This window comes from Nevskia soli (assembly GCF_903970205.1).
Taxonomy (GTDB): Bacteria; Acidobacteriota; Terriglobia; order Bryobacterales; family Bryobacteraceae; genus Bog-113.
Genome location: NZ_CAJCHS010000228.1, coordinates 1 through 10,469, shown reverse-complemented (window position 1 = coordinate 10,469; position 10,469 = coordinate 1). Strand labels below are relative to the sequence as shown.

Genomic DNA, 10,469 nt, shown 5'->3' with positions numbered 1-10,469 from the left:
CACTTCATCGCGAAGTCTTCTTCCGGTAGATCGACAGACTTGAGCGGGGGCGCCATCCGTAGGGCCATCACAGCGGCCTCGATCTCCCGTTCCTTGACCTTTAAGTCGATACCTTCAGGATAAGTTGCTTCGTCGAAGTTATCCGAAGCTTCGTCGATTTCCTGAATGTTCTCCGACCCGAAGTAGGACGTAACATCGATCCCGTCCAAAATCTCTTTGGCGCGTCTCGCCTCAGCCAAATCCCAGACTTTGCCGATGGCGATCAGCGCTTCGCCGGGAGCTAACGGAACAACCTTCTTCTTGACCGGTGCGGGAGTATCACGAAGCTCGACATCCAGTCCTCGCCTTGCAATTTCGGCGCGCAGCAGCGGCCGCGCAACATCGGTAAGTTGATATGCCTCGGCGGCCAGTGCTTCGAGTTCTCCGTCGAGCATATTGCCATAGAGCTGTTCGAGATCGTTCATACCTTACGCACAAACAGCATAACCGCCTGCCCGAAATGGATCTCGTCACCCGGCATCAAAGCAACTCCGCGGGAATTGCGGTGGATAGGCTGGCCGAAGCCGTCGCGCACGATCCACAAGGCGCAATTCGCTTCCGCGTCGGGTCCGGTCTTGTACCAGCGATCATTGAACAGGCGATACTGCCCAGTGGCTTTGTCGAACATGATGTGAGCGTGTTCGCGCGAGACGGACCGGTTGATCTCGGTATCTTCAGCAAACGCGAGGTCGTTGCGGCGCGAGGGTCCCGCGGACTTGAACACCTCGGCAGTCCGGCCGATATTCGTCCGCACTTTATCGAGCTTCATCTCGGCCACGTTTGCCGTGCCTTGCACCAGGATCAAAACGCCGGGAAGACGCGATTCGCTGTCGGGCTCGATCACCGGCTTCGGGCGCGCGGCCGTCTCGACGCGAATCCATTCCTGCTTCGGACCGGGCAGTTCGGATGACGTCTGGATGTCAACGCGCAGATCGTCAGGAAAGCGATAGTTCGAGCGGGCCAGACCGGCGCGCAGTTCCTCATTGAAGTAGCGCGACAGAAACTCGCTTTGAAACGCCGGTTCCTGCTCTTCCGGAACCCCGCTCAGGTAGATCGTCACCTGATTGAACGGGAAAACAAGCTTGCCGGAAACGCGGTGACTCTTGCTCTTGATCGCGTCGAGTGCGGCGAGGCGGATCTCGGCGAGCTCCGGCACTTCAGCGGTCAACCGTGTTGCGGAGAATGGACTCTCGAAAATCGCTTTCCCGAGCTTCTCGAAGACATCCGAAATCGGCACTATCTCTTCTCCGATACGACCGTCGGCGCTTTGCCCGGGATGATGCCCAGGTCGCGCGCGGACTCAACAATCTCGCGGGCGATGGGCGCGGCGGATTTCGCTCCGTAGCCGCCATGTTCCACGACGACCGCGAAGGCGATCTTATGTTCCGCATCGCCGTAAGGAGCGAAGCCGGCGAACCAGGAGTGCGGCTCGCCGGTTTCCACCTGCGCCGTTCCGGTTTTGCCGGCAACCGGAATATCGAGCCCAGCCATCGCCGCGCGGCCGGTGCCGCTGGTGACTACGGATCGCATCGCTTCCGCCATGAAAGTCGCAGGGCCTGCGTCGAGGACCAAGACCGGCGGCTGCGACCGGGCATTACTCTCATCGATCACCCAGCGGCCCTCGGGCATCTTACCGCCATTCGAAATCGTCGCAGCCACACGCGCGATCTTGAATGGCGTGGCGAGAACCGGCCCTTGTCCATACGAAGAAAACGGAAGCATCTTCCTGAATTCGCGTTCGTCGCCGGGAGGGATTTCCAACAACTCCGCGGTTGCCCGCAGTTGATCCGCCCCGACCTTGAAGACGCCGAGTTGCGCGAAATAGGCGTTGCAGGATTGGGTGATCGCGCCCATCAGATTCAGAGTGCCATGCGCGTGATCTTTAATGTCATCGCGGATCGGGCGGTTCCAGCCGGGGATACGCGTGCCGACGCGGCCATCGGAAAGGCGCACGCAGGAGAACGTCTGTTTCGTCAGGCCGGCGTCTTTGCGCAGCGCGGCGATCGCCGTCACGAGCTTGAAGGTCGAACCGGGCGGATAGACGCCGTAGCGCGCGCGGTCGAGGCTCTCGTCCGGAGCGCTGACCATCGCGAGCACGTCGCCGGTGGCAGGGTCCATCACGACGGCCGCGCCCTTGGTACCCGCTCCCGTCACGCGGCGCGACATGATCTCGGCCAGCTTCTGCTGCAGGCGGATATCGATCGAACTCCTCACGCTGCGATCTTTGTCGCGCAGCGCCTTCAGCGGTGGATAGTCCGGGTAATGGCGGTAACGGATCAATGGCGCGAGATCGCGCGGATCGGCATAGCCTTGAAGTCGCGCGTTGGAATCGTGCTCGATCAAAGACGCGTTGGTGGCGTGGAAATTCTCGCCGGTGCGCAGGTCACCGAGCACTTGCAGCGTGAGCGCGCCGAACGGGTAGTGGCGGCTCTCGAGCGGCGAACAGCACTGGACGTCCGCTTTGGATGCTTGCAGGTCAGCCCAACTGCTGGTCGCCAGCAGTACGCCGTTGCGATCGTAAATGTTGCCGCGCGGGATCTGCCGCATCAGCGAATTCAGTCGCGGATTGTGCTGCGGCCGCTTCACGCCATCTTCGGCGAATACTTTGGCGTCGGTGATCAGGTACTGATCGGCGGCGGTCACCTGGAAATACGCCGCGCGCGCGGTTAGAGCCAGGCCGAGTCCGGCTAGAACCAGCGCGACCACGCGCATCGAGTGACGGAACGGCAGCGTGGGACGCGTCTTCTCGACAGGCGCATGATTCGAGATGCCGAGCAGAATCGCGAAGATCAGAAAGTTGGCGAGCATCGCCGTGTTGCCGGAGCTCAGGAATGGCGATACAACGCCGGATAGCGGAATCGCATCGAGCACGCCGCCGGAGATCAGCAGCATCTCCAGCGCGACCAGCGCGCCCAAACCGAACGCCAGAAATGTGGAGTATTCATCCGGTGCGTTGCGCGCGGCGCGGAAGGCGCGGTAGACCAGAAAGCCGAGCAGCAGGAAGACCGAGACGGTGCCAAGAATGCCCCATTCCTCGCCGATCGAAGCGAGGACCAGATCGGTGTGGCCGGCCGGAATCATGCCGGGATCGCCGCGGCCTGGACCCGATCCCCACGGGCCACCGGTGGAGAATGCCCACAGCGCGTGCGCGATCTGATCGCCGCCGTGAACCGCGTTGTCCCAGGGCGAGAGCCACATATCGATGCGCTCGACCACCGTTTGAGGCGTGCCGATCCGATAGCCGACGAAGACTCCCGCGACCAACAACACGACGCCGAACAGCGCGAGTCCGAACCGGCCGCGCGCAACCGTGAACATCGAGAGGAACAGGAAGCCGAGAACCAGCGCCGGTCCCATATCTTTCAGGACAAAGAACAACACGAGCGCGCCCGCAACGCCGATCATCACGGGCAGCATGTGTTGCAGACGCGGGATCTCGGGCCAGCGCACCCAGCGGGGGACCAAGCGGCGCTCGCGCAGCTCGCGCAGCCATTCCCAACGGCGCGAGAAGTATCCGGCGAGGAAAAAGACCAGCAGCACTTTAATCAGCTCGACCGGTTGGAATGGACCCAGGTTGACCTTGGCGTCGCTGCCGGTCGGTCCGGAACCGGCGACGAGCAGCAGGCCAAAGAGCGCGAAGCTGACGAGCAGCGGCGTGTAGACCCAGCGCGTGAAGTTGCGATATTGGAAGGCGCGCAGCAGCGGCAGCAGCAGGAGCGCACAGCCGAGCGCGCAACCCCAGGCGAACTTCTTGAAATCGAGCGAGTCGCGGAGCGGGTCGCGCAGGCTGATGGCTAACATCAGGCCGATACCGGTTAGCAGATGCAGCGCGGGAAGGATGGATGGATCGCCGCGGAACCGGCGCCATCGCCAGCAGCCGTGAACGATCCAGAACGCGGCGAGGTAGATCGCGCACCAGATCGCGAACGTCCTGGTGAATTCAGATGGCGCGCGCACGACGAGCGTTGGCTTGATCCTGGCGAGTTCGAGCAGCGGCAGCCGGAGCGTGCCTTTGACGGGCTTTTTGCTGTCGAGGCGCTTGGCAAGGGCTTCCTTCATTTCGATCCATCGCGGGTCAGCTTCGATTTCGCTCTGGCTTATGCGCAGCTTCGAGAGTGCGCCGACATTCGGCAGCGGCCCGGCGTTCGCCAGGAAATCGCGAACGCGCTCAGCAGCGAGAGTGCGCTCATCCGGATCGCGAAAGTTCGTCAGGAACGGAGCGATCTGATCGGCTGTCGGACCGGCGTTCAAATCGAGCAACTCCCCGTGCGCGAGCCTGGCGTTCTGCTCGGCGAAGTTCTGCGTTTTGCCGTAGAACACGAGGGCCAGCCCCCAGGCCACGAGTAGGGTCGCGCCGAGCAGGAATGGCCATTCGCGGCCGCGCTCCCGGGGCGCGACTTTCTCCGTCTCGATGCGGACGGCGACGGTCCGCTCCCAACTGCGGGTTACCGCCATCGCTTCTTCGCGGCCTCTTTTTTCTTCGACGCGGGCGCGGCGTGAATCGGCGCGGCCGGCGCGTTGAGCTTCGCGGCGACCGTTTCATCCTGATCGAGGCGCTTCAGATCGTCGTCCACGTGGGAGAAGCCGATAATCGGTTCGTATAGCGCGCGCGCGCGATCCAGATCCCCGCTCGCCAACCGCAACGTATGGCTGCGCAGTTCGGATTCGGCGCGCAGCAAGTAGCCGTCGGCCTGCTCTTCCGCTTCGCGCGGTCCGGGAATGAAGCCGAGCCGCTCGGCCTGATGCAGTTCAGCAAGCGCGCGGCCCACATTGCCCAACACATAGATATAGAACCGCGCCAGTCCCAAATGCGGTTCGGGACTCTTCGGAGCGAGCGACGCCGCGCGGCGGAAGCTGGCTTCGCTGGGCAGCGCTTTGGGAAGCGCCGGATTCTGCATCAGGTTCAAAAAGCCGTCGACCAAAGCCGCCTTGCTGAGGGCCGCGCGATCGCCCGGATCGATTTCCAGTGCGTGACGCAAACAGACTTGCGCCTTCGCCCAGTCGAAATCTTCGAGCGCTTCATCGGAGCTGTTGCGGTACTCGTCGATCACGTCATCGGCCGTGTTCATCAGCTCTACTCTCAGGCTCCGCGAGCGGTAGAGCGCCGGGGAAAAGCGGCCGAGAAAGGCGTCTTTATCGGCGAGCGCGCGGAAACGCTGCCAGTCGGCGTTGATGTCGGCGATGCTGGCGGTGCGGTAATCGAGCGTGTTACGCGCGCCCGTGATTTGATCGCGCACGCGCCCGAACAGGTAGAAGCCGAGGAAGATCGTCGCCACCGCGAACAGGACGGCCCCCAGCTTTAACCACGGAAATCGCCGCATTTGCTGAAGCGCTCGCGGTGTCCTGCGCGGCTTGACGACCTCCGTCCGCAGGTTCTGGACCGTGGTGTTGCTGCCCCATGCCGGCTTATGTTCGGAGGCCGCGATCGTCGGGCGGTTTTCGACGAAGGCCCGCAGGTCGGCTTCGAAAGCCTTCGCGTCCGCATAGCGGCGGTCGATTTCGGGCGCGAGCGCTTTCGAAACGATGGCGCGCAGCGGTTCCGGGCAGCTCTCCGGAAGCGAGCGCGGCGGCCGCTTGGATTGAATCAGATTTTCCAGCTTGCGCGTATCCTGCGCCTGGTAGGGCGGCGAGCCCGCGAGCATTTCATACAAGCTGACGCCGAGCGCCCACAGATCCGCCTGAGCGTCCACCTGGCCTTTGGCGAGCCGCTCGGGCGAACAGTAGGTCGGGCTGCCCAGATTGTGCTGGGTCAGGCTGCGCGTGTAAGTGATCACTTTGGCGATGCCGAAATCCAGCAGGCGCAGTTCGTCGTTGGGGCCGATCTGGATATTCGACGGCTTGATGTCGCCATGCACGACGGCGCGCTTTTTGCCGTCGAGGTCGGACACAAACTGATGCAGGCGATCCAGCTGACTGCACGTTTCGGCGGCATAGCGGGCGGCGCGTTTGGGGTCGAGCCGCCGCTCGGTTCGCAGGATCTCCGCGATGTTTCTGCCGTCGAAGAACTCCATCGCGACGAAGAAGCTGTTCTCGGCTTCCGAGCAATCGTAGACCTCCAGAATGCGCGGGTCGATGCGATGCAGGTCGCGCTGAATCTGCGCGCCGCGGCGTTCGGCCTCGATCACCAGACGCGTGAAATCGTCGTTGGAATTCTCGATGATTTTGAGGATCACCTGGCGGTTCATGCGCGGATCGTAGGCCAGGTAGACGTCGGTCATGCTGCGGCCGAGTTTACGCACGATCTCGTAAGGACCGAAGCGGCGGGGAGGCGCTGCGACGGCGCTCATTGCGGCGTCCCTCCGGAGATTTCGTTGTGCTGGCGGAGTCCGGCCAGAACCGCATCGGCATCGTCCCCGGCGAGCACCGCGCCGTTTCGATCGATCGAATTTCCGTCCGCCGAAAGCTGGCCGGGAACGTGGATCTCGAACGCGGTGCGGTTCTGGGCGATGCGGCTGCCGGTCAGCCTTACCGAGCTCGCCCCTTCGATCATCAGCCCGCACTGGTTATCGTGAATCGAATCGGCTCGCAGACGGATCTGGGAGGCGCCTTCGATGCGAATGCCACAGCCCGAGGCGCCCGTGATTTCGGTGTCGTTCACTTCGACGGTTGAATTGCGGAAGACGAGTCCGTTGCCGTCGCCGGCTTCGATGTGCAATCCGTCGATGCGGGCATCGCGGACATCGCGAGCGAGCACCAGGCCGCGCAGGACGGGCGCGTCGCCCAGCTTCGCGTTCTCGATGGTGACGCCGTCGCGCAAGTCGAGCGGACCGTTATAGACACCGGGCGCGACCGCGATGATGCTGCCCGGCTTTGCCGCACGCATGGCGAGGCGCAGCGCATCGGGGCTCGCCGCATCGACATCGATTCGAGCCGATTGCGGGACGCCGACCACCGCGGGGATAAGGAAGCGCTCGACCTCCGCCCAACCGGCCGCGCCCAGAACAGCGCCTGCAATCAGCCAAGCGAGCTTGCCCATCGCCTTCGTGAGCCAACCGCTCCGGCGCATCCGGGTGACCGAATGCCGCGCGCGCGCCTCGGCAACCACGCGCCCTTCCGAGCCCTGAAACTCAGGGCCGGCGACGAAGATCACGCTGATGTTATCCTGACCGCCGGCATCGTTTGCGGCCTCGACCAATTGCTGCGCGATCTGCTGCGGGTCGCCGTCATAGCGCTGCACCACCGCGTTGATGGCGGCATTCGTCAGAGAATCGCTCAGGCCGTCGGTGCAGAGCAGGAAGGCGGCGTCGGGGCGAAACGGATAGGTGCGGGTTTCGATGAAGCCCTCGTCGAGCGGTTCATGCGGGCGCGATCCCACGTCGCGAAACACCACGTTACGCAGTGGATCGCGCATCGCTTCTTCTTCGGTGAGATCGCCGCGATCTTCGCGCTCGCCGACCGGCGAATGGTCCGCGGTGAGCTTGCGGAGGCGGCCGGTCCAGGCGAGATAGAGCCGCGAATCGCCCACATGGCCGACCACCAATTTGTCTTCGTGGGCGACGGCCAGCGTCAGGACGCAAGCCATGCCTTTCCAGTCCGGACGCGTCTGGGCGCGGTGGAAGATTTCGTTGTTCGCCGCCGCGATGGCGGTGCGGACGCGCGTTTCGATCGGCCCTTTGGCGCGCTCCAGCTCCGTGGGAATCATGCCGATGGCGATATCGGCCGCCTGTTCGCCCGCGGCGCGTCCGCCCATCCCATCCACCACCAGGAAGATGCCCGCGGCTTCGTCGGCGTACGCCCGGTCTTCGTTCTTCTCGCGCTTGCGGCCGATGTCGGTGGCGGTGCCCACCAGGAACGCGGCGGCGGATCGCGTCATGACTTGCGGCTCCGGATGTTCGTTAGCACGAGCAGCAGCGCGAATAGCGCGAATGCGATTACGAACGGAATGTGCCAGCCGTACATACCCTGCCTATTACCTGCGCGCCCGGAAAGCGAGCGTCAAGACTTCCGCGATCCCGATGTCGGAAACGTCCGGCAACGGTTCTTCGACGCCGCGTTTCAGCCTTTTGCCGTTGAGCCACGTGCCGTTCGTACTTTTGTCCGTAATCAGAAAGACGCCGGTCGCGGGATCCCGTCGCAACCGCATGTGTTCGCGGGACACATCATCGCTCGCGTAGAGCGCCAGGTCCATGAACTGCCCGTCGCCTCCCCTTCCGATTGAGACGTCGTTCTGGGTCATGAGATAGGTTTGCGGGCCGGAATCGTCCACATATTGGATCTCAGCGAAAACGCGGTCGGTCGCCTTACGGGTCTGACTGCCCGCTCCGCTGGACTGCGCGAGCCGTTCCGAGGTCACCGAAGGTTCGCGGTCCATCAACGTGGTTTTCGTGCCGCGGAAGCCGGGCTCGACCGTTTCATTCAGTTCGGAATGGATCTCGACATCGCCCGGCGGAACTTCGGCATTGGCCAGGAAATCGATCACCCACTCGCGGCAGGCGATCTTGAACTCCTTGGGAGCCTTGCCGACTTTCAGCCCGATCATTTTGGGCCGCGCGTTTAACTGGGCCACGCGGTTGCGCAGCGCTTTACGGGCATCTTCGGCGATCAGCGGGAAAACGCCGGCGAGATGGGCGTGATCTTCCGGATGCAGGTAGACGTTGAAAACGCACGGCAGCAGCACGCTATAGGCAAGCTCGAAGCGGCCCAGCTCCATGTTGCGCAGCAATTCGCCGATGACGGACTGGCCGCTCAGCTTGCCTGCGCCAACCTTGCCCGCGCTTACATCCTGGCCGTAATGTGCCACTGGTCCCCTGCTAGCTGTTTACGTTCCACTATATCGAGAGATTTCAAAGGACGCAGGCCGCCGCGATTAAACTATGTTCACGTGGGGGGTTCACGCGAGAGCGCGGCGGGGAGAAATTCGCGAACTTTCACGCGAAACCGGGCGTACTCACAATTGAATATGCCCAAATTAGCCGGCTTGGCGGTTCTGGCGGTGCTGCTCGCGGTAGCAGCTCGCGCCGATACGAGTGGAAACTGCGATCACGCGTTCGCCGCGGGGTTCGTGCAAGGCGGCTCCATCAACATGCACATCCGGTCGTCCGCGATCGACGTGGTAGGCGTCGACCGCACGGACGTTCGCGTCAGCTGCGAGCTGACCGACGATGACCAGAGGCGCAATGTCACGATCCGGTTCCGCGCGAACGGCTATTCCGGAAACCTGGACATCACGGGCGGTCCGAGCAACAACACGCATTTCCGGATTGAGATTCCAGCGAAGACCAACCTGTATGTACGGATGTCGGCCGGGGATGCGGAAATCCGCGGGGTGACGGGGGACAAGGACGTCGAGCTCTATGCGGGCGATCTGACGATCACCGGAGTCAAGGCGAGCGATTATAAGACCGCGGACGCGTCGGTGACGGCGGGCGACCTGGTTGCGGGTCCGTTCAATGTCACGAAAGACGGGCTATTTCGGAGCTTCAACGCGCGCAATAGCACCGGGAAGTATAAGCTGCATGCGCATCTGATGGCGGGGGATCTGACGATCCGATAGGTTACCCGTAGGCGCCTGGCGCGACTACTCGGGAAGGTCCAAGGCAATCGCAAGAGCCCGATCCATTTCGCCCAACTTCTCGTAATCTAGTGTTCCAACGAACCGGGTGAGCATCGATTTCGGCAAACTGACCAGTTCGTCACAATTCATGCTGCTTTCATGTTTCAGCCCCTGTTCAATCCCCAACAGAACTTGCGTAGCTAATCCGTCGTGCCTCGAATAAACCGGAGCACAAATGACGGTAGAGAACTTGGAATCAATCAGTACTTGGCGACTCACAATCACGAACACACGTTGTCTGCGCGGATCAGTTTCCCCGACGTTGCGCACCAGGTAAAGTTCGCCACGTCGCACTTACTCAGGTAAACCCTGATATCTCAGAACGTCGGCGGCCTCGCGGTTTAGCCGTGTGGCGTTTTTGTTTATGATCGCGGCATCTCTTGCATCACGATCGCGCTTCGCAGCACGCTCCAGGTATGAGCGCGCGGCCTCTTCAAGAAACGCCGAACGATTCGGGTTTACGCGATCTATCTCTTCGAGAAGCGCGCTCGGCAGTGTTACCGAGGTCTTGACTTTCATACCACCAATCTACCACCACTTCTGCTCGCGGCCGATTTATCATCCTCAAAAGCGCAAAGGGCGCGATCCCGCGCCGCCAAACCAAAGAGGAACTCGTGACGCCTGGCGGCGCGGGGCGCGCTCCGTTTTGCGCGAGTTCCTTAGAAGACTAGGTGCGAGGTAATGGGGAAGCCCGAGCAGTTACGCGGATACAAGGTGGGTTCACGGCGTGGTTCCGTCCACATCGATTAACTGCGTAACAATAGAAGGTTGAAGTGCGCCCAGTGACTCTGACATTAGAAGTCAAACCGGAAGTCGATGGAAGCTTACCTGGAACAGGTTCTTCGCGATGCCGCGCATGTTGAACTTAAGAGAGAGC

At 62.2% G+C, this 10,469-nt stretch carries 8 protein-coding genes; 1 reads left to right on the top strand and 7 read right to left on the bottom strand.

Annotated elements, in window-relative coordinates:
- The 6 genes from H1Y01_RS10380 to H1Y01_RS10355 form a co-directional block, all read right to left on the bottom strand.
- A partial coding sequence (locus H1Y01_RS10380) for a hypothetical protein (RefSeq protein ID WP_180540450.1) occupies positions 1–464 on the bottom strand: 464 nt, incomplete at its 3' end.
- Positions 461–1,276, bottom strand: coding sequence for an FHA domain-containing protein (locus tag H1Y01_RS10375; protein WP_180540449.1), 816 nt, complete (start codon positions 1,274–1,276; stop codon positions 461–463). The genes H1Y01_RS10380 and H1Y01_RS10375, both read right to left, overlap by 4 nt.
- Positions 1,276–4,494 carry an FtsW/RodA/SpoVE family cell cycle protein gene (locus tag H1Y01_RS10370; RefSeq protein ID WP_180540448.1) on the bottom strand — a complete coding sequence of 1,073 codons (3,219 nt, stop codon included), beginning with the start codon at positions 4,492–4,494 and terminating at the stop codon, positions 1,276–1,278. The genes H1Y01_RS10375 and H1Y01_RS10370 overlap by 1 nt, the downstream gene beginning before the upstream one ends.
- The gene (locus H1Y01_RS10365) at positions 4,485–6,326 is read right to left on the bottom strand and encodes a serine/threonine-protein kinase (RefSeq protein WP_180540447.1); all 1,842 of its coding nucleotides are present in this window, start codon (positions 6,324–6,326) and stop codon (positions 4,485–4,487) included. Before H1Y01_RS10365 ends, H1Y01_RS10370 begins: the two co-directional genes overlap by 10 nt.
- Positions 6,323–7,852 (bottom strand): protein phosphatase 2C domain-containing protein, encoded by a 1,530-nt coding sequence (locus H1Y01_RS10360; RefSeq protein WP_180540446.1) that lies wholly within the window; start codon positions 7,850–7,852, stop codon positions 6,323–6,325. The genes H1Y01_RS10365 and H1Y01_RS10360 overlap by 4 nt, the downstream gene beginning before the upstream one ends.
- 96 nt (positions 7,853–7,948) lie before the next feature.
- On the bottom strand, positions 7,949–8,779 hold the full coding sequence (locus H1Y01_RS10355; protein ID WP_180540445.1) for an FHA domain-containing protein: 831 nt from the start codon (positions 8,777–8,779) through the stop codon (positions 7,949–7,951).
- A gap of 159 nt (positions 8,780–8,938) precedes the next feature.
- Between H1Y01_RS10355 and H1Y01_RS10350 the strand changes: the two genes are divergently transcribed.
- Complete coding sequence (locus H1Y01_RS10350; RefSeq protein ID WP_180540444.1) at positions 8,939–9,532, top strand: hypothetical protein; 594 nt, start codon at positions 8,939–8,941, stop codon at positions 9,530–9,532.
- Positions 9,533–9,556: 24 nt separating this feature from the next.
- Here the strand turns inward: H1Y01_RS10350 and H1Y01_RS20020 are convergent, their stop codons facing one another.
- Positions 9,557–9,886: a type II toxin-antitoxin system PemK/MazF family toxin gene (locus H1Y01_RS20020; RefSeq protein ID WP_180540443.1), complete on the bottom strand. Its 330-nt coding sequence runs from the start codon at positions 9,884–9,886 to the stop codon at positions 9,557–9,559.
- Positions 9,887–10,469 lie beyond the last annotated feature (583 nt).

Bases quoted from the DNA above. Each gene is read 5' to 3' on its own strand.
- H1Y01_RS10370 (WP_180540448.1), bottom strand. From the start codon at position 4,494: ATGGCGGTAACCCGCAGTTGGGAGCGGACCGTCGCCGTCCGCATCGAG.
- H1Y01_RS10365 (WP_180540447.1), bottom strand. From the start codon at position 6,326: ATGAGCGCCGTCGCAGCGCCTCCCCGCCGCTTCGGTCCTTACGAGATC.
- H1Y01_RS10360 (WP_180540446.1), bottom strand. From the start codon at position 7,852: ATGACGCGATCCGCCGCCGCGTTCCTGGTGGGCACCGCCACCGACATC.
- H1Y01_RS10350 (WP_180540444.1), top strand. From the start codon at position 8,939: ATGCCCAAATTAGCCGGCTTGGCGGTTCTGGCGGTGCTGCTCGCGGTA.